Source organism: Kribbella voronezhensis, from assembly GCF_004365175.1.
In the GTDB taxonomy this organism is placed as follows: Bacteria; Actinomycetota; Actinomycetes; order Propionibacteriales; family Kribbellaceae; genus Kribbella; species Kribbella voronezhensis.
Genome location: NZ_SOCE01000002.1, coordinates 1 through 23424 on the forward strand (window position 1 = coordinate 1; position 23424 = coordinate 23424).

Sequence of the window (23424 nt, forward strand, 5' to 3'; positions counted from 1 at the left end):
GATGGTACTGCGACCGGGAGGTCGTGGGAGAGTAGGACGTCGCCGGACATTCACACTGTTAAGGGCCACCCACACGGGTGGCCCTTAATGTGTTTCTAGACGTGTTTTCAGACCTCAGCCGGGCACTTGTGGCTGAGAATGCATCGCCAGCGCCCGGCCTGTACGACGAAGACCTCGCTGATCCATTCGTCTGCTGCGTAAGAGACGCCGTCCCAGCTGCCGGTGCTTTGTTTGCGTGCGGTGATCACGGCAGTCTCCCCGTGGACGTTCACGCGTGCGGCTCCGATGGTCTCCATCGTGTGGTGAGCCAGCTTCCCCGAGGCAATCCAGGCGATGATGTCGGCCTTCGGCGTCGCCCCGGTCGACCCGATGTAGGCCCAGTCGTCAGCCATGAAGCCGGCAATCGCTTCGGCGTCAGTGCGTACGAGAGCGGCATCCCAAGCGGCCGATACGGCGAGAGCCTCGGAGTCGACAGTCATGACTTCCTCAGAATCGTCTGAGCGGAGTTAATCGTCTGGGCGGAGTTAGTGGGCTTCTGGGGCTATGCCGACCAGAGCCGCGGCGGCGCAGATGTGGACGGCCGTGAGATCTGCCGGTGCAACGGGCGCCTGGAGAAGAGTGCCTCGTTCGAACGGGGTGAGATCGATGTCGATCCCGTAGGCGCCGGCGACCATACCGCGGACGTAGGTTAGCCAGCCGATCATCGGAATGCCGCGACGGAAGACGCCGGCGGCGGCTGCGAGCTCGGTGTCGGCGATGCTGGCCCACTCGGGTTCCCAGATCGTCACGACCGCGCGGAGGACCTGCGCGAAGCGCTCTGACTGACTCAGTGCGTCGTCGTCACTCCAGTGCAGCGTGAGCTGGTCGGACGCTGTCGTCAGGGTGCCGCCCATTGAGAGGTCGAACAGCCAAGGCAGCTCGCCGGTGCTCTGCAGATGCAGCCGCGTCGTACTGGATCCGTTCGAGAGGACCTTCGTGGTTGCCTCGACCATCTCCTGCAGGGGAGTCGCGGCGTCGGCCTCGAGGACGTGGTACCCCCAGCGTTCGTCCTGAGTCCACAGGTGCACGTCCGGGAATGCGACCGCGACGGCTGTCAGTGTGCGGCCAACGCGGAGTGCCCGGTGCTCGATGGTTTCGTCACGGTGCGTCCACTGGGCGCGTAACAGCCAAGATGCCATCTCACGCCCTCCGCTCAGTTGCCGGCTGGACCCGTTCGCCAGACGGTACGCCGACCTGCGAGGGATTGGCCAGAGCTCCGCCTACGCGGCGTGAACGATCCGAGCGGAACAGCTGACACGTCACCACCCCAGTGTGAACGATAGTCAGCTCATCCCGACCAACGGGGTCCCCTTTCCGCAGGCTCCCGCTCAAACCCTCCACCCGATCTGCGCACTCTCCGTACCGGAGTACGGCGAATCCCACAGCACATCCGTGGGACGCCAGAGACTCGCGGCTCAATCAGTCGCGTCCTCACCCTTGGGGGCGGCCTTCGAGCGCCCCTTCCGTGGCTGGCGCCCCTTGGAGGCAGCCTGGACAGCAGCGCCGGCGGCATCCGAGCCGGGCGTCGCCGTCACACTGGCCCCAGAGGTCGAGCCCGGCGCGCCGGCCGCTGAGGCCGAGCCCAGCGTGGTGGACGTTGGGATCGGGGACGGGGCGGTGTTTGGCGTGGGCTCGGGGGTGGGGTCTGTGGGGAGTTGGTCGGGGGCTAGGTCCAGGGTGGGGGTGGGGCCTCGGTAGGAGTCGAGCCAGGTGCGGAGGAGTTCCACGCGGGCGGCGTACTCTTCGTTGCCCTTCACAACCGGTGCCTGGTTGTAGGCCATGGTGTCGGAGGAGCGGCGGAGCTTCACGTACAGGCGGGACGACGCCAGCGCGTACCGTTCCATGTCGTCCTGCAGGGCGCCGATGACCGTGATGTTGCGGTCGCGGCCGATCTGTTCGAAGAGGGCGACTGCTTCGCGCCGGTGCTGGGAGCCGAGGTTGCGGCCCAGTTCGTCCAGGATGAGGAGCAGCGGCCGGTCGCTTCCACCCGCGAGGGCGGCGGCGCAGACGAGCTTGACGGCCTTCTCGTCCATCTGCGCGGTGTTGCCCTTGACGTTGAACGCCGAGAACGGGCCGCCCTCGGACCGCCGCCACTTGGGCGTCACGGTCCACTTCCACGGCTTGTCGGGCTCAGCCGGCGGGTCGGGCTCCGGATACTCGAGCTTCGCCCCGTAGCCGCCGTACTGCTGGTCGAGGCGGTCGAATTCAGCCGAGACCAGCCGCAGCCGCGACTTGATGCCGTCGGCAAGGGAGGCACGGTGCGCGCGAGCGGTGCTCTCCGCCTCGCCCAGTCCCTCGCGGGCGCGTTCGAGAGCGGCGTTGCGCTCGGCGCGCTGGCTGGCGATCTGCTGTTGCTGAAGGCTGTCGAACGTCTCGTGCTGTGCGAGATGGCTCGCCAGCGTCCGCTGCAACGCGGGCACCAGAGCGACGCGCGCACCGAGGGTGCCGTTGGACCAGCCGTCCTGACCGTTCAGGATTTCCCAGAGCTCCGAGGGGATCTCCTCGCGCGACCGGGCGTTCGGGAAGCACCGGCGTACGACGTCGTCGAGTTGGGTGCAGGTCTGGTGGTTCCAGTCGGCCGTGGTCCGACGCTGGGCATCCTCCGGCAGAGCCAGCAGGAACTCGTTCGCCTCAGCGGCCGAGGCTCCCCAAGCGGTCGTCCGGGCGACCAGATCGAGCGAGGTCTGCTCGTCCAGCAGCACCAGCCGACGGCCCGCCAGGTCGTCGAGGATGCGGTCGTGGTCACGGCGAGTGGCCTCGAGGTTCTTCAGCCGCTCGTCCCGGACCAACTGCTGACCGGCAGCCGCCTCGGCTGCCTCCTTGGCGGCCTGCAGCGAAGGCGCCAGCGCATCCCGGTCGTTCTCGTGGCGGTCGTTCGCCTCGCGGAGCGCGAGAATCTGCTCCTGTACGTCGGCAGCGGCTCCCAGCGCCCGGGCAGCCGCAGTACGACGTTCGGCCTGTTCTACCCGGGACCGGGCTTGCTCCAGAGCGGCCGCTGCCGCCGAGCGGGCCTCGACCGCGGCATCCAAGCGGCGTCGGGCGGCTTCGATCCGTGCGGTCCGGCCGGTGATCGCCTCCTCGAACTGTCCGACGGCGACCACCCCGGCGGCCTCGTCGATGACCTCCTTGGCGGCGCGCGACGCCAGCGCCACGAAGAACGCGTCGAGCTTGAACCGCTTGTCGGCCGAGGTCGGTCCGCCCTTGAAGGCGGTACCCGGCCGGTTCGCGAGCACCAGCAGGAAGCCCGGGTAGCCTGCGTCCGCCAGGGCGGCGGCAGCCAGAGTGGCGTCCTCGGCGTCGACGACAACAGCCTCGCGGTACGGCGCGAGCCGCGGCTCCCACTCGGCACGGTCGTTCTCACCCAGTTCGGTGATGTCGGTCAGGGCACCGCAGGCGATCCCGGCGTTCTCCAGCACCTGCTGCTGCGGCGCGGACACGGTCTGGCCGCTCTCCGCCTCGCGCAACAGGGCAGTCGCCTGGTCCACGAATGTCCGGGCGGCGTGATCGCGTCCGATCTGCTCTTCAAGAGCCTGACGAGCCTCGTCCTGCTCAGCCGCGGCCGCGTCCAGGTCACGTCCGTCCGCGGAGCGACCGGCATCGAGCAACCGGCGGTGCTCCTGGCCCAGCCGTTCGAGTTGCTCGCGAACGGATCGCTGAGCGAGGTCCAGTTCGCGGTCGCGGGCATCGAGCTTGTCCCGTTCCTGGCGGGTCAGCTGGGCATCACGCAGCAGGGTCTCTTCATTGCCGAAGGCATCGATCTCGGCGTCGACGGTCTCGCGTCGCGCCTCCTGCTCGGCCACGCGCTGATCGAGTTCGGCGAGTTCGTGCAGGATCTCGGAGTTGCGGGAGTCTCCGTCGACCAGGTGCCGCGCGCACCGCGCCTGCCAGGATTCCCGCGCGTCGGCGAGCGCAGAACGAGCCGCGGCGCGCTGCAGGATGCCCGCCTCGACCGTGGCCATCTCCTGCTCCCAGCGTTGCAGGTCGGCGGTCGCCTGCTTGGTCGCCTCCCGCTGGGTGTGCTCGGCGGACCGGTGTGCTTGCTCCTGCTCGAGTTCATGGTCGAGGCCGGTCAGGGTCGCGATCGCGTTGAAGATCCGGGCGGGGCCGAGTTCGTTCAGCGGCTCGGCCAGCAGGTTGGCCGTCGGTGACGACCGGACCGAGGTCGACAGGAACGAGACGCAGCGGACCTGGCCGCCGTACAGGACGGTGGAGAGCTTGTTCGCGTGGAAGTCTGTGCGGCCGTTGGAATGGGGGAGTGCGGCCCACAAGGCGTCCGCGCCCGCCGCACGCTCGGCCTCGGTCGCGCCGAACGGGACGTGCAGGCCGTTCTTCCAGCGCAGGTCGAGGTACGACGCCTTGCGGTTGATCCGGATCCACACGGTGATCGCGGCCGCCTCGATCTCCGCGAGGTCGGTCAGTTCCGGGTCGGAGAAGACGCCGATGATGTACCCGCGGTCGACGTTCGACCAATTGCCTTCCTGGCCGGCCGCCTCGGCGGTGAACAGCAATTCGGCCGCGCCCGGAGCGCCGCTCGTGAGCCGCCATTGGTCGTCGGCGTGGAGCAGGGACAGCGCCGCGATCCAGGAGGACTTGCCGGCGCCGTTCGAGTCGACCGGGCCCTGGCCGGCGACGGTGACGAGGCCTTGCCCGACCATCGGGATCGGGTGGGTCGACAACCGGGACAGGTCGACGACCTGTACGCCGAGCAGCACTTTCGAGCCGAGGATGTCGAACGGTCCGTCCTCAACAGGACTGCTCATGCTGCTCCTTGCATCTGGTCTGCGTTCCCTACCCGGCGCAGGCGTCGTTCCCCCGCCTTCGCCCTGATCAGAAGAAGGACTTTATCGACCATTCCCCACCAACCCCGCATCGACAGCTCGAGACACACCCCAGCCCCGGGTTCCACACCCCCGAGCTGCCTCAGCCGCCGCGCCGAGCGTCCCCGTGCGCATGTCCGCGTACTGCGTGCGTCGAGAGCTCGCGGGATCGCGCGGCGCCGACAAGTTCGCCGTACCGACAGCTTTGCCGGGTGGCGACAGGAGGCGTCAAAAGGCCACGTCGTTCCGGGCATCAGGTGGTAGGCAAACCGGTTCAGGGGTGGGCGCGGTCGTCGAAGATTGTCGAATGCGTAGCCGATTCGTCACGCACTGTTGACGACGGATGGAGCAACTGGCTACGGTCTCGCCCAGGAAAGCGCTCTCCAGCGCGGACGGACTGCTCCGACCGCGCCCGCCCCATCCACGAATGCCGAGCCCGGACGCGGGTCTGCGACGGCCGTGGACTCCTACTTTCCTGGAGGTCCCCCATGACCAGTTCCGCCCCAACGACCGTTCCACCGCGCCGGCGGATTCTCCGCGCAACCGCCATGCTGACCGCCGGCGCCGCACTGCTCGCCAGCAGTTCCGTTGCGTTCGTACCGGAAGCCTCCGCCTACACGTTCGCGCTCCAGGGCTGGGCGACCCAAGGCGGCGGCACGACCGGCGGCGGGAGTGCCTCGCCCGTCACCGTGACCACGCAGGCCGCGCTGATCAGCAACGTCCAGGCCAGTGGCGCCCGCGTCATCAAGGTGTCCGGAACGATCGCGCTGCCGAGCGGGATGACGAAGGTCGCCGCCAACAAGACCATCATCGGCGTCGGCAGCAGCGCGACGATCACCACCGGTGGGTTCAACATCGCCAGTGTCAGCAACGTGATCATCCGCAACATCAACTTCAAGAACTGGACCGACGACGCGATCAACGTCCAGTACTCGACCCGCGTCTGGATCGACCACAACAACTTCAGCAACGGGTACGACGGTGCGGTCGACATCAAGCGGGCGTCGGACTACGTCACCGTGTCGTGGAACCGGGTGTTCAGTCACGACAAGTCGTTCCTGCTCGGGCACTCCGACGACAACGGCGCCGAGGACCTCGGCAAGCTGCGGGTCACCTATCACCACAACTACTTCGACGGATCCACGCAACGTCACCCGCGGGTGCGGTTCGCGAACCCGGTGCACGTCTACAACAACTACTACCGCGGCAACAGCGGCTACGGCGTCGCCTCCACGGTCAACGCGGGCGTCTTCGTCCAGCGCAACTACTTCGAGAACGTGAGCAAGCCGACGGTGGCTCAGACCGGCGACTCGCCCGCAGGCAATCTCAAGCTGGACGGCAACTACCTGACCGGATCCGGTACGCCGGTCTCGCGCAACCCCGGCAGCGTCGCGGCCATCCCCTACAGCTACACGCTCGACGCAGCCGCCGACATCAAGTCCATCGTCACCGCCTACGCCGGCACCGGCAAAATCTGAACCCACCCGCAACCTGAGCATGTCCGGTGCACGTGGGCGCCACCACCGCGTGCCCCACCCCCCAGTACTACGTGCTCCAGCGCAGTGCCCCACCCCGCAGTACTAGGTGCTCCAGCGCAGTGCCCCGCCCCGCAGTACTAGGTGCTCCAGCGCAGTGCCCCGCCCCGCAGTACTAGGTGCTCCAGCGCAGTGCCCCACCGCCCCGGGGCACTGCGCTCGGCCGGCTGCTACCTGCTCTTGGGAGTCGAGTTTGCGCGTCGCCGGGTGCCCCAGCCCGGTTTGGTGCCGCGCGTCTTGGCAGCCGGCTGCTGGTTCTGGAAGTGGTGCGTTAGCTGGGGGATTCCCTGGTGGGGAGGGGTTTTCGGGCTCGGATGGCTTCGGCTATGGGGCTGGCGGGGGCGGCGGCGAGGATCAGTTGGTCTTGGAGTCGGCGTCGGGCGGCTGGGGTGAGGCGTTGGAGTTGGGGGCCGGGGATGTAGCTGGGGCCGCCGGAGTGGTCGCCGGAGAGTTGGATCAGGCCGGCGGCGCGGAGTCGTTGTAAAGAAAGGCGGCGCTCTTCGCCGCTGATCTTGGTGGTGCGGAGTTCGTCGACTGTTGTCGGGCGGGCCGACTTCCAGCTGTCGCCCGTGAGAATGCCTTCGCTGCGGGGGATCGCCACCGAATGCACGAGGACGAGAACGAGTACGGCGCGGTCGACCACGGAAAGCGGCTGCCAGCCCTGTGCTGTCAGGGTTTCTGCGACATCGTCGGCGTAGCCGGCGGTCCAGTGGGTGCCGTCGACCTGCACGAGGGTACGGCCGATCAGCTTGAGCATCTTCTGGACCTGGCGGCGGAGGGTCACGTCGCGGAGTCCGGCGAGCTGCACCTCGGCCACTGGGTTGGCCGCGTATTGGACGGCACTGAAGGCGGCCAGTACTTCGTCCCGGGAACGGTCGCTCAGATCCTGCAGCAGAGAATCGAACAACGCATGCTGCTCAGTCATCCTCCACCTCCAAGGCAGAGGCGTCCGCGTCGGCAAGGTCCGTGGCGGCGGCATCGGATGGCAGGGGATCCGGATCAGGCTCGGGATTGCGGGCCGGGCTGAGGACGGCTGGTGGGGGATCCGGTAGGACTCGGCAGAGTTCCCGGAGGCCGGCCAGTTGGGGAGGGCCCCAGCTCACCACGCGCGGGCCGAGGCGAACCTCGCCGGCCTTCTCGTTCCACAGCAGCCAATGCGTGGCGTGGAGACGCCTGAGGCTGCCGATGATCAGAGTGAGGTCGCTCGACTGCTCGGGCCGGCCGCGCATCCCGGCGTACACGGCTTTGATCTGGGTGAGCGTGCCGACGACGCCCGGCCAGGCGGGGCCGCTGCGGTCGGGCCAGCAGCACGCCACGCAGATGGCCAGCACGCGCGCTGTCTCGTTCGGCTGCTCGACGGCGACCGGCGGGGTGCCGAGCTCTTCCAGTACTGCGTGTCCGGCGCCCTCCGGAAGTGTCGGCAACATCCAGACGCTGGAACCGTCCGGCTCGGCCGCTCGCGTCAGCCCGGCAACGGCAGGCGTATCCGGCGAAACCTGCAACGGCCCGGCCGACTGCACCTTGGCCCACCACAAGGCGTTGTAACTACGCCCACCTTCGACAGCGGCGTCGGCAGTCATCGCGTCACCCGCCGGAACGTGCCCTCGGTCGCCCACGGCGTTCCGGCCGTCGGATCGATCCGCATCCCGTCCGCCCAGACCAGCTCGTAGTCCAGCTCGTCATGCAGATGAGCGGCCGTCAGCTCCGCCAGCACCCGGCGCGCGGTGATCCAATCGCCGGCGTCGTCGACCACGTCGATGATCGAAACGCTCGACCGCCCGGCCAGGATCCGCTCGGCTTCCGCGCGGAGATCCTCCCGATCCGTCGCGGCCGCCGACTCCGGTGCGTCCGTCTCCGCCGACGGGCGAGGGGGCGCCATCCGCGCGGTGCCGGTACGACGTCCTGACTCGACCGCCTCCAGCATCGTCTCGGGGGAGAAGTCCGGTGCGGCGGCGTCGAAGAGCAACCCGTCCAGTACGCCGGCGAGCACCTCGGTCTCACTGCTCCGCGTGAAGGTCAGCCAGGTCTCGATCGGGAGCAGCCCGAGCGCACGCGTAGTACCGGCTCGTTCGACCAGTCGGCCCGCGGCGAGCTGCACCGCGTCGGCGTACGCAGCCAGGGACATCCGCAGTTGCGTGCAGGCCCGGTGGAGTGTGGGCCAGCGCTCGAGGACGATCCGGTGCACCTTCTCGGCCTGCTCGATCAGCCGCTCGTTGCCCCAGGCGAGCTGCGCGTTCTCCCGCAGCTGGGCGGTCGTGCTGGTCGAGACGAGGATCGCCAGCTCGTTCCCGAGCAGCCGGAACACCTTCGTCAGGCGCTCGATCGACGCCTGCCCCTGCTCCTCGGTCGCGCGCGGATCGCTCACACTGTGCGCTTCGAGCGTGAGCAGCTGGTGCAGCTCGGCCTGCCCACCTTGCACGGACATCCGCTTGAGGAACATCAACATCACGTACGGCGCGAAGGCGGCGCGGTGACGCAGCTCGTTCGGCCGGTCGACCAGTTTGGTGATCGCGCCGTACTGCCGGAGCACCTCGAAACGCCGGACGATCACGTCATGGGGATAGCCCCGGCAGGCCAGGGACGCCTGCTCCACGGTCAGCCCGTCGCTCCCGGCCTCGGCGAACGCGTCCAGGATCGCCTGGTCGACGTCCAGCAGGTCGGGATCCACGATCATCGCGCCGGCCTCGCGAGCGAGCACGGCGAACACCTGCCGATAGACGCGCAGTACGGCCGCTTCGGCCTCCGCGTCCAGCAAAGTCGCGTCCATCGTCACTCCTCCCGTGCGGTCGGCGAGCCCGTCAACCAGGCCGATGACCAGACCCGGACTTTATCGACCCGGGCGGACAGATCGGAAACCGGCGCCCGGCCGCCTGTGGACAACTTCCACCCGGCCCAAAATCAGGTGACGCCACCGGAACCACTCTCTACTATCCGAAGCATGATGAGACTGCTCGGCTAGTGCGTCCTCAAACGCTCTAGCCGACCCCAGCAGCGGTACCGGTGCGGACCACCCTCGACGGGTCGTCCCCGGGCTGTCTGCTGTTCTCATTCACCGGAGTCACAGCATGGCACCGTCACGTCTCGACGCCTTGCCGATCGGCGCTCAGCACCCGCAGTACCGCGAGCTGCTCGCCGTCCGCAAGGATTCCGTTCCCGGCCGCATCCTGGTCGAGGGCACCTGGGAGCACAGTCAGCTCCTGACCACTCCCACCGTCATCGACGCCTTCTTCTACTGCCCTGAAGCAGCCGAGGACGGCATCGCAGAACAAGTAGCGTCGCGGGCAGCTGAGGTCTTCCGGATCTCACCGAAGCTCTACGCGCGAGTCACCCGCAAGACCAGGTCGGACGGCCTGATCTCGATCGCCCGGCTCCCGGTCTGGCAACCGACGGACTTCCGCTTCGACGAATCGTCGCTGGTCCTGGTCGCGGACGGCGTCGAGTACGCCGGCAATCTCGGCACCCTGATTCGTACGGTCGACGCCGCCCGCGCCGATTGCCTCGTCCTCACCAGCCGACGGGCGCGACGCAGTCATCCCGGCGTGTACGCCGCCAGCCGCGGCCTCGTGCTGAGTACGCCGGTCCTCGAGTTCGACGACATCGGCGAGGCAGCCGCGTGGCTCCGAGCGCGCAGGGTCGACGTCCACCTGGCCGATCCGAGCGCGACGGGGAGCTACCGCGTACCGCAGTACAAGGGGAAGCCGACGGCGTTCGTGGTCGGGTCGGAGGGTGGTGGGTTGTCCAGGCATTGGCACGAGCAGGGCTTCGGGGCGGTGTCGATACCGATGCTCGGCCAGGCCGACTCCCTCAATGTCGCGCTGTCCGCGGGCATCCTGCTCTTCGAGGCGCGGGCGCACAAGGACGGGTGGTGATGCTGGCCCTGGCCCTTCCGTCGCAGCCCGGCACGGTCTGAACTGGAGACGGCGGTGTTGCAGCACAGGCGAAGGGGGCAGCTAGTGAGATTCGCCGATCGGGTGGACGCGGGACGAAGGCTCGCCTCGGCTCTGCGGCGCCGGGTGCCGGACGATGCGGTGGTGCTCGGTCTGCCGCGGGGTGGCGTTCCGGTCGCCGCAGTCGTGGCCGAGCGGCTTGACCTGCCGCTCGACGTGCTGGTCGTACGGAAGCTCGGGCTGCCTGGGCAGCCCGAGCTCGCGCTCGGCGCGGTGGGTGAGGACGGTGTCCTAGTGATGAACGATGCCCTGGTGGCCTCGTCCGGGGTGAGTCAGGAGGCACTGGCAGCCGTTGCACGGCGGGAGCGCGCCGTGGTCGAGCAGCGAGCCGGGCGGCTTCGACTGACCGAAGCGGCGATCGATATCCGCGAACGGACAGTGGTGCTGGTGGATGACGGCGTGGCGACCGGCTCGACGATGCAGGCAGCCTGCCAGGTCGCTCGTGCCAGGGGAGCGGCGGCGATCGTCGTTGCGGTACCGGTGGGGGCAGCGGCTGCGCTGAAGCGCCTGCGATCCGTCGCGGACGAGGTGATCTGCCTGATGAAGCCGAAGAGCTTCATCGGAGTGGGGCAGTGGTACCGCGACTTCGGTCAGACGAGTGAGGCGGAGGTGATCGCTCTGCTCGCTGGTACGACGACGCAGCAAGGCGACTCATGAGCCGGGAGACTTCACCTTCGCCGGCGAAGGTCGGTCCCGCCACCTGACCTGGCGGGCGCGGGTGTTCCACCGCCCGGCAGAATGGTGTCCTGTGAACGACTTCGAACCGGGTGAGGTAGTCGCCCCCAGCGACCCGCGGATCGTCCTCGAGGGGCAGTGGGCGCAGCAGCCCGGGCTCGCGATCACGGTCAATTCCGGGTCGCGGATCAGCTTCTCCTTCGCCGGCGAGCGGGTCCAGTTGCTCTTCGACACCGATGGTCTGACCGTCGCTCCCCATCTGTGGATCTCAGTCGACGACTCCGAGCCGGAGCTGCACCTGATCGAGCGGCCGGTGATCGTGCTGACCGCCGAGACCGGGCGGCACACGGTCGAGGTCGTGGTGAAGGACGTCAACGAGTTCGTCAATCGCTGGAATCCGCCGTTCGACTGCGCGGTCGTGTTCGCCGGCCTGGTGCTCGACGTCAACAGCCGGCTGCGGCTGGTCGGTCGCCCGGCCGGACCGCGGCTGGAGTTCTACGGCGACTCGATCACTCAGGGCGTCCGTGCGCTCAGTACCGATCCGGAGTCCGCCGGCGCCGACGGCAGCAAGTCGTACGCGTATCTGACCGCGCGGGCGTTCGGCGCAACGGCGTACCAGGTCGGTTTCGGCAGCCAGGGCATCGCTCGCGTCGGCAACGGCGAGGTGCCGAACGGGCTGGAGTCCTTCGGCTGGAACTTCGCGGGCTCGCCGGCCGAGCGGATCGAGCAGCCGCAGGTGGTCGTGCTCAACCTGGGCGTGAACGACGAGACGCTGACGCCCGAGCAGTACGGCGAATACCTCGCCCGCGTGCGCTCGACGTACGGGTCGGCCAAACTCGTTGCCCTCAGCCCCTTCAGTGGCAAGCACGCGGACGCGATCGAGACCGCGGTGAAGCTGACCGGCGACGACGACATCGTCTACGTCGGCACCGACGGCTGGATCACTCCGGACGACTGCACCGACGGACTGCATCCTTCCGTCGCCGGACACGCCAAACTCGCTGCCCGCCTGATCGAGGCACTGGAAACCCATACGGACCTGACGCGACGCTGACCCGAGCGTTCGTCGACTCACAGACCGAGGAGGTCGCGGGGATCGGCGGCGCCCGGGCCGCGGAGTACCCAGTCGTTGAACTGCTCGCCGAACAGATACCAAAGGCCGTCCGCCCCCAGCCGGAGTTGCCTCCGGTCGGCTGTCACCCGGTTGCCTTCCACGACCGCGTTCGCGCCCAGCGCCTCGCGACCCTCCGCTATCGCGGCCGGATCGATCGCGTCCTCCGAACCAGCCGAAGGCGTCGACTCGGCGACAGCGAAACCGCCGGCTCCGCCTTCGCGCCAAGCGATCGCCCAACTGGTCAGCACCCGAGCCGGTACGCCGGCGCGATGGGCGAGATCCGCAAGCCCCGCCGTCCCCAGCAAACCGGCGGCCCGGCGCGCCAGATCCTCCTCCCGGCTCAGCCCGAACCCGCCGTCTCCGTCCCCCGACGCAAGCTCCCAAGCCCGCCGAGCGGCATCGGTCGCCAGCATCACCAGTTCGTGCGCGTCGATTCCCGACTGCCGCGGCGGCTCCAGCATCAGCACGGCAGACGGCACCCCCGGTTGCGCCAGTGGCTTCGGCGGCAACGGCACTGGACCGAGCGCCTTCGCGAACGCAGCCCTGGCCGGTACGCCGACAGGCCGGCGTTTCACCGCAAGCTGCTCGCCTCCGGCAGACCGGCGCTCCCGCAGAGCCGCCATCAGCTCGTCCCGCTTGCGTCCGCGCAGCAGCAACAAGACGAACGGATCCTCGTCGAGAGCGTCAGCGATCAAGAAGCAGACGGCCGCCGAATGCTTGCACGGCACGGCGAAATCGGGGCAGTTGCAGGCGGTCTTCACCTCACCCGCGTCCGGCAGCAACTCCAGCCCCGCTGCCTGCGCATCGTCCACGACCTCGGGCGGCAACTCGCCATCGAGCAACGCCGCGACCCGGCCGATCTGCGCGGACACCACGTCCAGCACCGCTTCCCACTCGTCGTCGGTGAACGCCCGAATCCGCACGTTCACCTCGTACGGCGTGGGGCGGCTGCCCTGGACCGTCGCGCTCACCACACCTGGATCCACCGTCAACTCGAGCACGCTGCCGCGGCGCGCATAGGACCGGCCGCGACTCAAGCGACCTGGGTCCAGCCGGGCGCGATGCACGAGCGCGTCCACCCAGGCCTTGCCCCACCAGGTCAGCCCGAACGGCCGGCGGCTGCCGGGACCTTTGGCGGCGGGGAGCCCCGCGTTCTCCTCCGAAGAACGGCGCCAGCCCTGCCACGGCGTACGGTCGTTCATGCCGTTTTCCCAACAGCAGAAGGGTTGTAGGCGCTGGCCGCACCTGACTTGGCCGGTGTCGTCGACAGCTCGACCAACTCGGTCAGCTCGGTGTCGGACAGCTCGCTCAGCCACGCCTCGCCCGAACCGACCACCGCGTCGGCGAGGTCACGCTTGGCCGCGATGACCGTGGAGATGCGGTCCTCGAGGGTGTTCTCGGTGATGAGCCGGTGCACCTGGACCGGCCGGTCCTGCCCGATCCGGTAGGCACGGTCGGTCGCCTGGTCCTCGACGGCCGGGTTCCACCAGCGGTCGTAGTGCACGACGTGGGTCGCCTTGGTCAGAGTCAGCCCGACGCCGCCGGCCTTCAGTGACAACAGGAACACCTGCGCCTCGCCCGCCTGGAACTGCTCGACCAGTTGCTCGCGCTTCCGCACCCCGATTCCGCCGTGCAGGAAGAGCGTCCGGACCTGCCGGGCCGCCAGGTGCGCCTCGATCAGCCGGCACATCTCGACGTACTGGCTGAAGATCAGCACCGACTCGCCCTCGGCCAGGATCACGTCGAGCAATTCGTCGAGCGCGGCGAGCTTGCCGGACCGGCGGGGGAGTGGACCGGGCTCGTGCAGGAACTGCGCCGGATGGTTGCAGACCTGCTTGAGCTGGGTGAGCAGACTCAGCACCAGCCCACGGCGCGCGATCCCCTCGGCCTCCTCGATCTTGGCGAGCGTCTCCTTCGCGACGGCCTGGTAGAGCGTGGCCTGCTCGGCGGTCAACGGGACCACGACGTCGTGCTCGGTCTTCGGCGGCAACTCGGGCGCGATCCCGGGATCGGTCTTCTTCCGGCGCAACAGGAACGGCCGGGTGACCCGCGCGAGCCGGGCGGTCGCCTCCTCGTCGTGGTACCGCTCGACCGGTACGGCGATGTCGTGGCGGAACCGGTCCAGGGTGCCGAGCAGCCCCGGCGCGGCCCAGTCGAGGATGGACCACAGCTCGGACAACCGGTTCTCCACCGGTGTCCCGGTCAGCGCGAGTCTGGTTGCCGCAGGCAACGTCCGGAGTGCGCGAGCCGTTCTGGACAAGGGGTTCTTGGCATGCTGGGCCTCGTCGGCGACCGCGAGTCCCCAGAAGATCTCGCCGAGCACCCGGTGATCCTGCCGCACCACGCCGTACGTCGTGAGCACCACTTCGTCGGCGGCCAGGTCGCTGAGGTTGCGCCCGGCGCCGTGGTACCGCCGTGTGGGCACCTCAGGCGCGAACTTCCCCAGCTCGCGTTCCCACGTCCCCAGCAGCGTCGACGGGCAGACCACGAGCGTCGGTCCGCGTCCGCGCCTGCTCAGCTGGAGATGCAGTGCGATCACCTGGATCGTCTTGCCGAGACCCATGTCATCCGCGAGGCATCCGCCGAAGCCGAGGTCGGCCAGGTGCGCCATCCACGCGACACCCCGCTTCTGGTAGTCGCGCAGGGTCGCTCGCAAACCGATCGGCTCGTCCACCGGTTCCGGCTCGCGAGCGGTCCGGAGTCTGTCGACCATCGTCCGCAGCGAACCGTTGGCGTCGAACGCGACCAGTTCGCCGTCGACCTCGATCGTCCCTGTCAACGCTGCCGCGAGCGCCTCCGCTCCGGTCAGCTTCCGCGATCCACCGCGCCGCAGCTTCCGGGCGAGCTCCTGGTCGATGCGCACCCATCGCCCGCGCATCCGGATCATCGGCCGCTTCGCCTCGGCCAACGCGGCGACCTCGGCCTCGGTCAGCTCCTGCCCGTCCAACGTGGGCCGCCACTTGAACGCCAGCAGATCGTTGAGGCTGAAGTCCGGACCCGTCACCGCACCCGGCGTCGGAGTGGCAACGGCGCCACGGACCGCGAGCTCACCAGCGAACAGTTCGGCCGGCCACAACACCTCGATCCCGGCGCCGTCCAAGGCCGCGCTGTCGCTCGCCAGCTCGTCCAGCGCCTCGTCGTCGATCCCGACGGACTCGGGCGCCGCATCTTTCAAGGCCGCTCCGAGCGGCGGCCAAACGCGCGCCCCACGCCGCAACGCCAACAGCAGATCGGTTTCCGCTCGCTCCCCAAGAGCAGCCAGTACTGCGGCCGGCGCGTTCCACACGTCGGCCACATCCACCAGCAAGCTTGGATCCACACCACTTCGCAACTGCAGAACGGCTGTGAACTCGGCGTCGTCCTCAGGCGGCTCGATGCGCAGCACCAGCCGAGCGCCGGCCTCCTCACTCAACGCCGTCTCGTCGAGCCACTCGGTCGGCCCGGTGATCTCCAGCGGCTCGACCGCCGCGAACGGCCGGGCACCTTCCCGCACGGAGACGCCTGCTGCCGGAGTACGGACCAGCGCGTCCGCCAATGCATCCCAGAACGCGCGAACCAACTGCTCAGGATCCGCCAGCCGCAACGGCCGCGACCCTTCCACCGGTACTGCGTACGCCTCGGCGGGCATCGACGCGGCAAGGTTCTTCAGCCAGCCACGATCGGCCGGATCCAGCGGCCCGACCCGCCACGCACCGATCCCGGTCGTCCCCTTGTCCGGCACCAACCGCCCGCGCGCGACCAGTCCGATCCCCGCCAGCGCGGCCGCCCGCCAAGCGCGATGCCCGGCCGAATCCCCGTCACCGGCAGGCCGCGTCAGGAACTCCAGCGCCTCCTGGACCGAGAGCAGCCGAGCCGCCACCTTCACCCGCCGCGGCCGGTCCCCGCGCAGCTGAACCACCTCCACCTGCCCGTCCGCCTGCAGTCCGGCTGAGGCCAAGTCCCCATACGCAGCCAACCGCCCCACCCGAGGCGGTTCCCCCGCAAGAAACACAAGCTCGACCACCCACCGCACAGTACCCACTCCCACCGACAGCTTGCTCGGCTTCGTCCACAGGCCCCACGCCGCCCGTCCTGTCCGCCGATCGGCTTGACCCGAACCAAGGTTGAGGTTGCAGGGTTTCAGGGAACGGCAACCGGAACGATGAGGAGTGGACACAGATGAGGGCAGCAGTGGTGACGCGGTTCGGCGGTCCCGAGGTGATCGAGGTCCGTGAGTGGCCCGAGCCTGTGGCAGGGGCCGGGGAGGTCGTGGTCGACGTCGAGGTGACCGATGTGATCTGGGTCGAGACCGCGATCAGGCAGGGCAACCTCGGCGGGTACTTCGACGTGAGCCCGCCGTACGTGCCGGGCAGTTCGCTGGGCGGCCGGGTCCACTCGGTCGGGGCAGGTGTCGACGAGGAGTGGATCGGCAAGACGGTCGTCGGCCGGATCGCCGGCTTCGGTGCGCACGCCGAGCGCGTCGCAGTACCGGCTGATTCGCTGGTGGAACTCCCGGCGCAGCTCGGCGTCGAAGCCGCGGTGGCCGTGCTCAACGACGGGCTGACCACGCTCATGCTGGAAAGATCTGCGCCCGGCTTGGCCGGTAAGAAGGTGCTGATCACTGCGGCAGCCGGCGGGATGGGACTACTGCTGATCCAGCTGGCCCACAAGGCCGGAGCTCACGTCGTCGCGGCCGCCCGCGGTCAGGCCAAGCTCGATCTCGCCAAGGCGCAGGGGGCCGACGTCGCGGTCGACTACACGACACCGGCCTGGGAGAAGTCGGTGCTGGAGGCAACCAAGGGGATCGATGTCGTCCTCGACGGCGCCGGCGGCGCTTACGGCACGGCCGCGTTCGACACGGTCAAGGACGGCGGCTGGTTCTCGGCGCACGGTACGCCCGGCGGGGGTTTCGCGGCGTACGACGAGGCCGAGGCGAAGCGGCGGGGCATCACCGTCAGAGGGATCATGGATGTCCAGGCCGACGGCGGACCGGTCTCCAACAGCGACGTCATCACGAGAGCCCTCGCCGGCGACCTGGTGCCCGTGATCGACCGCGTGTTCGCCCTCGATCGACTCGGCGACGCCCACCGCGCGATCGAGGACCGCGCCCTGCTGGGGAAGGCGTTGCTCAGGATTCGGTGATCGAGTTCTCGGTGACCGCGGGCGGGTTCGGGCGAGCGGAGACGATCTTGTTCCGCCCGGCCCGCTTCGCGGTCAGCAGCGCGTTGTCGGCCGCCATCACCAGCTGATCCATCGTGCCCGCGACATCCGGGTAGACGGCGGCACCGAACGACGCCGGAACCCCGGTGATGGTCGCCGTGGCGTCGGTCGCGGTATCCACCGACACGGTCAGCGTGGTCAGGCGCTCGCGGATCCGCTCAGCGACTTCCAGTACTTCGCCCTCGGACGCACCCGGCAGCAGCACGGCCAGCTCGTCCCCGCCGACGCGCGCAACAAGGTCACCCTGCCGTACTTCGGCGCGCACGCTCTCGCCGACCGCACGCAGCGCTCGGTCACCGGCCGGATGGCCGTACGTGTCGTTGATCTCCTTGAACTTGTCCAGGTCGAGCATCAGCAGCCCGACAGTGCTCCGGAGCGACTCGGCACGAGCCAGCTCCGCCGGCACGGCACTGGCCCAGTACGACGGGGTGGCAAGGCCGGTCTTCACGTCGGTCCCCGCAGCGCGCTGGAACTGCGGCAGCAGCAGGTCGCGGTGCAGGGCGAGCACCGTCACCATCAGGATCGGCACCACCCACGGGTACGACGCCTGCAGGGCTCCCACGGCGACACCGAGTCCGAGGCCGGCCACGACGACGAGCTGGTCGGACAGGTCGCCCAGTGCGCCACGCGCCGAGGCGTCCGGCGCAGACAGCAGGATCGCCCCGATCACCAGGGCGAAGTTCACCAGCCACCAGGTGATCATCGCGGCGACGACGACCGTGAGACTCCACAGCCCGGTCGGGACGCGCGGTTCGGAGAAGAGGCCGCCCGCACGCAGTACGGCGCTTGCTGCCGCGCTGGCCAGCACGAAGGTGGCCGCCGAGAAGATCTTGCGGTGGGCAATCGTCCGCCCGTAGACGCGGATCCAGGAGTAGCCGTACGACACGGTGACCAGGGCGATCACCAGCGACAGCGGAAGCAGCAGGAGCCCGGCGAAGACCCAGAGGCTCTTGAGATTCGTGTACGGCGAGGTGTTCGCCGCCATCTCGCGTCGGCGCTCGATTCCGCGGGCAGACTCCAGGTGCAGGACCGAAGCGACCGCGAGCACGGCGAAGGCAGCCCATTCGGACGGCCGGACCCCGGCGTGGTCGCCGGAGGCCGTGGATGCGACAGCCAAGGCGGTGATGGTGAGCGCGACTGCGTCGACACCGAGCACATAGCCCAGTGCCGGAGCCGGCAACGACCAGAGCTTCCATTGGCGGGGTGGCACCCACTTGCTCCGACCGATCAGAATCATGGTGGCCTCACACAGTTAGACCTGAGCGGTTATTCGAGAATAGTAACTGCCCGTTCACTCGAGGTCATCCCCGCAGCGCGGGTATTCCCATCCACGGGGTGAAACGAGAGGATCCAGCACCATGTCCAAGACGAGCACCGGCAACGAGTGGTTCCACGGCGGCAACGAGTGGTTCACCGGCGGTAACGAGTGGTTCCGAGGCGGGAACGAGTGGTTCGCCGGCGGTGGCAACGAGTGGTTCGCGGGGTCCGGCCAGGGTGGTAACGAGTGGTTCACCGGCGGTAATGAATGGTGACCCGCCGCTGAATACCGGAATTTCTTTACCCACATTTTACCGAACCCTCCCGGCCGCCTTTCCGGGCACTCCCGGTAGTCAATTCCGCAGCCTATTTCACGGCGCGGTCCCGGTCCGGCGGGCGCGTGTCCAGGCAGCGCCCGCCGCCAGGGCCGCCGCGACGCCGGCCGCACCGACGACGGCCAGGGCGAGCGAGGGCCTGGACTGTTCCGCGATCGCCCCGGCGATCAGGATCCCGATGCCCTGGCTGCTCTTGAGCGCCGTGCTGGCGACGCCGAACGCCTGGCCGCGCCGGTTGTCGGGCACCGCCTGCACGAACGCCGCGCTGGTCGGCAGGTGATAGGCCGAGGCCAAGCCCGAGAGAGCCCACAGCGCCAGCGTCGGGATCAACCCTGGCCGCAGAGCGCAGAACACCAGCGGGACGCACGCTGCGACCGCGAGTGGACCCAGGAGGCGCATCCGTCGCTCTGGTGGCCACAGCGTGATCAGCCACATCCCGAGAACGGCTCCGGCAGGGCTGGCCGCCAGGAGGAGACCCGCTCCTTTCGCTCCGTCGCCGATCTCGTTCGCGTAGGGGACGGCGAGGCCTTCTACGGTGACGTAGAACCCGGCGATCGTCGCCAGCGCGACCAGCGAGCGCAGGCGCGGCGTACGTAGTACAAGGGAAGTGCCGGCGGCCAGCTCTTTGAAGTAGTTGGGTTTGGGGCCGTCGTCCTGGTGCGCTGGTGCGGGGCGGGCGCGGACGCCGACGGCTACCAGGAGAGCCGAGAGCAGGAAAGTGGCGGAGTCTGCCAGGAGGCCGCCGGACGTGCCCACTGCGACCACTACGACGCCGCCGGTACCGAACCCCAGCACTTGGCTGAACTGCACAACCATGTCGTTCGCAGCTTTGCCCAGCACGTAGTGGTCGCCCGTTAGTACCACTGGCAGCGTCGCGGCCCTCGCCGCGTAGAACGGCGAGCCGAACGCCTGCAGCCCGAGCAAGAGGGCGATGACCGCGATCAGCGGCAACGCGTGGATGGCCATCGCGGCCACCAGTACTGCGCGCGCGAGGTCGGTGACGATCATCACGCGGCGGCGCGGATACCGGTCGGCGAACCCGGCCAGCAGTGGTCCGAACAACAGGTCCGGGATGTAGGTCAGGGCATAGGTGAGCGCAGTGAGTCCGGCCGAGTCCGTGCGCTCGAACACCAGCACCGACAGCGCTACCCGAGCCAGCTGATCACCTGCCGTGGACAGCACACCGGCGAGGAAGAGCGCCCGGAATTCCGCATGCCCGAACACGTCCCGCCAGCGCGCACGCTCGATCACCCCACCGACCATGGGGAGGACCTTAGCCACAATCCGTGCGCTTACACCTGCTGGCGGTGACCGCGAGGGTTTCCCTGCGGCGCGACATTGCTCACACCTCTGCGTGACTGGTCTGCTCCAGTGCGTTGACTGGTCTGACCTTTCAAAGGTTTGCTCTCGGCGCATCAGTGCCATTCGGGGGACCCGGTGCTTGAAGACTTGTCCACCCCCTCTACTCTGGAGGTGTCTGGTATCGGGGTCTGGGCGGGGCGGCCCCGACCCTGGTACCGGACCTCTCTTTTTCCGGGCCGACTTCTGCAGGCCCTGGATCTCCCCGCGACGGCCGCGAACGGAAACTGTCGGTGGCGGCCGATAGCGTTCTTGGTGCCAGGGGCGGCTCCTGGACGTGCTTCCTTCTCCTTCACCAGGCCTGTAGCGCGTCCGCTCTCCGCCCCTGGCAGCTCAGTCCGACGGGGAGGATTCGATGCCAGACGCGCTCGCCGCGGTGCTGCTACGCCGCAAACGGCTGGTCGACGCCGCCCGCCTCACCCCACCCGTACGCCGATCCGCCTGGCACTGGCTACGGCATCCGATGACCACCCAGGCCGGGCTGGTCGCGCTCCAGGGCGACCTGATCCAACGCGGCCTTCTCCTGTCGGCCTCTCTCTACCGGTACTGCGCGGGCCTCAGCCCACTCGCATTGACCGGCTTCGGCCGGACGCTGCTCGAGTTGCTCGACACCGAGTCGGGCAGGAAGGCCGACCTGGTGCCGCTGTTCCGCGGCTTCCCGGAGAGCGTGCCTGGCAACACGGAGACCTTCTACGTCAACCGCGTGTTCGCCCGACTGCTTCAAGAGGCGCACCAACCGTGCGTCCTCTGCGGCGAGCTGCGAACCGTGCATGCTGTGTCGCCGTGCGCTCACCTTGTCTGTAGCTCGTGCTGGGACGGCACCGACTTCAGCGCCTGCCCGATCTGCCTGCGGCCCTTGGATCCCCACGATCCTTTCCTCCAACCGTCTCGTGAGGACTTCGATTCCGGCGAGCTGAGTGGTTCCAGGGCGTCGGCGACTTCCTCCGCGGGGCGTGCCGCGGCAGGCCTGTCGGGCGAGGATGGTCGGCCTCCCGGCGTACGGCTGCAGTTGCTGGCGTTGGCGCCTGCCGAGGCTGCACGGAGTACGGCGGTCGAACTGCTCTCTCGGCGAACTCCGTTGTCCGTCGTGGATCGCGCCGACCTCGGTGTACTGCTGATCGACCCCGCCTGGCTGCCCGACGACATCCCCGTCCGCGAGACTCGCGCGGTCGCGTTGGCCGCGCTCGTCACCGAGCACCCCGAGCTGCTCGACGTACTGGCCGAAACCGCTACGGACGTACTGCGCCTGCTCTACGTCCTGATGGACGGCGACCCGAGCCTGCGCACTCCGCCGGTACGCCGTCTGTCGGCTCCCCGCGTGACCCGGCGCACCATCCTGGCGCGCCTCAACCGCATCCCCTTCGAGAACCTCGTCGAAGACCTGCACCGCCATCCCCGCGCGTGGAAGCGCATCGCCGAAAACCTCCACCCCTTCGAAGACGCAACCGCCTACCCCGCCACAGCCCTCGCCTTCGCCATCCTCCGCAGAACCCCGCTGGCGCCGGCTTCGCGTGGGCGGTGGCTGGATTCTGGGAGTGCGGCGGGTCGGGCTGTGTTCGGAGAGGCGGTCCGGCATCCGCAGGTGCGGGTGGAGGACGGCCGCTTTGTGTGGAAGACCTTCGCCAGTCGACTGGAAGGCGCCTTCGCCGACGCTCGCCCAGGTCACGCCTTGGACTTGCTGCGAGACCGCCCAGGAGAGTTGGTACGCCGACTCGTCCACCTCGCTCGCGCTTTGCCGGCCGATGCCCACGGCACGTTGGTCGACGCGCTGACTACCGCCGTTTCGGACGTGTCGCCAGTGGTACTGACGGCAGCGCTCGGCCAAGTCCGCACGCCGCCGGGCGACCTCCGCCTGTTCTTCCCCCGCGGCGGCACCACCCGCCTCTGGACCGCCGTCGACGAACGCGAACCACTCCCCGCCGACCTGGCCGCGGCGCTGTCCGGCGTACTCGTCGGTGAAATGTTGCGCAGGGCAACTGGTCTGCCGGGGATCAGGCGGGCGTTCCTGGACGAGGAGTTGGCGCAGCTGGTCGCGCCCGGTTCGGAGCGGAGTTCGTCCTCGACGCTGCGCCGGATGACGCGGGGGAGTGTGCAGCCGATCCCGGACGACAAGGTGCTCCGGCTGTTTCTGCATTGGGTCGAGCCGGCCGGGCAGCGGGTCGATCTCGATCTTGCCGTCGCGGTGTTCGACGACCAGTGGGCGTTCGTGGGGTTGTGCGATCCGACCCGGTTGCGGTTCGACCAGGATGCGATGGTGCACTCCGGCAACCTGACCGCGGCGCCCGGCCCGCGCGGCGCCACGGAGTACGTGGATCTCGATCTGACCGCACTGCGTCGCGTTGGCGCGCGGTATGTGCTGCCGGTGGTTTTCAGCTTCAACGGCGTGCCGTTCAACGCGCTCGAGCGAGGGTTCGTCGGGTTGCTGCGCGATCCGGTGGAGCTGTTCGATCCGGCCGCCGTCGAGGAGCGGTACGACCTGACCGGGTCGGCGAGGACGTTGCTGCCGTTCGGGATGGATCTGCGCCGGCGCGAGCTTCGGTGGTACGACGTGAATCTGAGCGCCGCCGGTTATGGCAACAGTCTGGTGCGCAACGCCGGGCAGGTCGCGTTGATGGCGGCCACGCTGGAGGAGGTTCACGGCGCCGGCGATCGCGTCAGCCTGTGGGAGGTGTGTTGCTGGCACGCGGCCGCACGCAGTACGGAAGTGGTGGTCCGCTGCGCCGACGGTTCGGTCGTCGGCTACCTGCGGGGTGAGTCGGAAGACGTCGCAACCTTCGCCCGCCGCCTCACCGCCCGCCTCGAACCAGACCGCTACTGGGACCTCGACGCCGCCACCCGCGCCGACTTCGTCGCCGTCATCACCGGGGACATCGACCCCAAGTCCGGCGCCGACGTCTACGCGCTCCACCCCCACCTCCTGGACCCCGGCAGCGTGCACCTCATCGACGCCCCCCACCTCCTCACTTCCCTCACCCCGGACCCCCGAGCCCACCCAGCCCTGACCTCCCCCCAGAACCAGCCAGAGCCCTAGCCACGAGCCGGCGCCCTCCGTCCCCGCGTGTGTCGAAATGGAAGATGTACGGCCCGGCCAGGTCGGGGGCGTCGGGTGTACCGCCAGTGCTCATCAACCTCGGCCGGCTCGCCTTG

Annotated in this window: 17 protein-coding genes; 7 read left to right on the forward strand and 10 right to left on the reverse strand. The window is 68.9% G+C overall.

Translation table 11 applies throughout. From position 1 onward, the window contains the following. Positions 1-107: 107 nt before the first annotated feature. The 3 genes from EV138_RS27480 to EV138_RS27490 form a co-directional block, all read right to left on the reverse strand. Positions 108-479 (reverse strand): nuclear transport factor 2 family protein, encoded by a 372-nt coding sequence (locus EV138_RS27480; protein ID WP_133982151.1) that lies wholly within the window; start codon positions 477-479, stop codon positions 108-110. A 45-nt stretch (positions 480-524) separates the two neighbouring features. Then, positions 525-1178 (reverse strand): hypothetical protein, encoded by a 654-nt coding sequence (locus EV138_RS27485; protein ID WP_133982152.1) that lies wholly within the window; start codon positions 1176-1178, stop codon positions 525-527. A gap of 276 nt (positions 1179-1454) precedes the next feature. Further along, the gene (locus tag EV138_RS27490) at positions 1455-4799 is read right to left on the reverse strand and encodes a coiled-coil domain-containing protein (RefSeq protein WP_238158456.1); all 3345 of its coding nucleotides are present in this window, start codon (positions 4797-4799) and stop codon (positions 1455-1457) included. Between the two features lie 545 nt (positions 4800-5344). On the opposite strand from EV138_RS27490, the gene EV138_RS27495 reads away from it, so the two are divergent. Beyond that, on the forward strand, positions 5345-6334 hold the full coding sequence (locus EV138_RS27495; RefSeq protein ID WP_133982153.1) for a pectate lyase family protein: 990 nt from the start codon (positions 5345-5347) through the stop codon (positions 6332-6334). 328 nt (positions 6335-6662) lie between these two features. Here EV138_RS27495 and EV138_RS27500 read toward each other — a convergent pair whose 3' ends face one another. Genes EV138_RS27500 through EV138_RS27510 form a run of 3 tightly spaced genes read right to left on the reverse strand, consistent with a single transcriptional unit; the run spans position 6663 to position 9158 of the window. Further along, positions 6663-7316 (reverse strand): hypothetical protein, encoded by a 654-nt coding sequence (locus EV138_RS27500; RefSeq protein WP_133982154.1) that lies wholly within the window; start codon positions 7314-7316, stop codon positions 6663-6665. After that, complete coding sequence (locus EV138_RS27505; protein ID WP_202866967.1) at positions 7309-7971, reverse strand: hypothetical protein; 663 nt, start codon at positions 7969-7971, stop codon at positions 7309-7311. The genes EV138_RS27500 and EV138_RS27505 overlap by 8 nt, the downstream gene beginning before the upstream one ends. After that, a complete protein-coding gene (locus EV138_RS27510; RefSeq protein WP_133982155.1) occupies positions 7968-9158 on the reverse strand; it encodes a hypothetical protein in 1191 nt (396 codons plus the stop codon). The genes EV138_RS27505 and EV138_RS27510 overlap by 4 nt, the downstream gene beginning before the upstream one ends. A 298-nt stretch (positions 9159-9456) precedes the next feature. On the opposite strand from EV138_RS27510, the gene EV138_RS27515 reads away from it, so the two are divergent. The 3 genes from EV138_RS27515 to EV138_RS27525 all read left to right on the forward strand — a co-directional run bounded on the left by EV138_RS27515 (position 9457) and on the right by EV138_RS27525 (position 12067). Beyond that, complete coding sequence (locus tag EV138_RS27515; protein ID WP_133982156.1) at positions 9457-10260, forward strand: TrmH family RNA methyltransferase; 804 nt, start codon at positions 9457-9459, stop codon at positions 10258-10260. A gap of 84 nt (positions 10261-10344) precedes the next feature. Next, entirely contained in the window at positions 10345-10995 is a 651-nt protein-coding gene (locus EV138_RS27520; RefSeq protein WP_202866968.1) for a phosphoribosyltransferase, read from the forward strand. Between the two features lie 91 nt (positions 10996-11086). Continuing rightward, positions 11087-12067, forward strand: a complete 981-nt coding sequence (locus EV138_RS27525; protein ID WP_238158457.1) for a GDSL-type esterase/lipase family protein — start codon at positions 11087-11089, stop codon at positions 12065-12067. 17 nt (positions 12068-12084) lie between these two features. Here the strand turns inward: EV138_RS27525 and EV138_RS27530 are convergent, their stop codons facing one another. Together EV138_RS27530 and EV138_RS27535 are read right to left on the reverse strand one after the other, a co-directional pair. Further along, positions 12085-13329, reverse strand: coding sequence for an SWIM zinc finger family protein (locus EV138_RS27530; protein ID WP_166678767.1), 1245 nt, complete (start codon positions 13327-13329; stop codon positions 12085-12087). Beyond that, positions 13326-16154: an SCO1167/SCO6262 family helicase gene (locus tag EV138_RS27535; RefSeq protein WP_500778649.1), complete on the reverse strand. Its 2829-nt coding sequence runs from the start codon at positions 16152-16154 to the stop codon at positions 13326-13328. Before EV138_RS27535 ends, EV138_RS27530 begins: the two co-directional genes overlap by 4 nt. Positions 16155-16285: 131 nt before the next feature. Here EV138_RS27535 and EV138_RS27540 point away from each other — a divergent pair, with 131 nt between their 5' ends. Continuing rightward, on the forward strand, positions 16286-17248 hold the full coding sequence (locus EV138_RS27540; RefSeq protein WP_133982157.1) for a zinc-binding dehydrogenase: 963 nt from the start codon (positions 16286-16288) through the stop codon (positions 17246-17248). Here the strand turns inward: EV138_RS27540 and EV138_RS27545 are convergent. Then, positions 17235-18563 (reverse strand): GGDEF domain-containing protein, encoded by a 1329-nt coding sequence (locus EV138_RS27545; RefSeq protein WP_133982158.1) that lies wholly within the window; start codon positions 18561-18563, stop codon positions 17235-17237. The genes EV138_RS27540 and EV138_RS27545 overlap by 14 nt on opposite strands. A gap of 121 nt (positions 18564-18684) precedes the next feature. On the opposite strand from EV138_RS27545, the gene EV138_RS27550 reads away from it, so the two are divergent. Beyond that, the gene (locus EV138_RS27550) at positions 18685-18858 is read left to right on the forward strand and encodes a DEAD/DEAH box helicase (RefSeq protein WP_133982159.1); all 174 of its coding nucleotides are present in this window, start codon (positions 18685-18687) and stop codon (positions 18856-18858) included. 96 nt (positions 18859-18954) lie between these two features. Here EV138_RS27550 and EV138_RS27555 read toward each other — a convergent pair whose 3' ends face one another. Continuing rightward, positions 18955-20181: an MFS transporter gene (locus tag EV138_RS27555; RefSeq protein ID WP_133982160.1), complete on the reverse strand. Its 1227-nt coding sequence runs from the start codon at positions 20179-20181 to the stop codon at positions 18955-18957. A gap of 451 nt (positions 20182-20632) precedes the next feature. Between EV138_RS27555 and EV138_RS27560 the strand changes: the two genes are divergently transcribed. Beyond that, on the forward strand, positions 20633-23308 hold the full coding sequence (locus EV138_RS27560; RefSeq protein WP_133982161.1) for an MXAN_6230/SCO0854 family RING domain-containing protein: 2676 nt from the start codon (positions 20633-20635) through the stop codon (positions 23306-23308). The last annotated feature ends 116 nt before the right edge of the window (positions 23309-23424 follow it).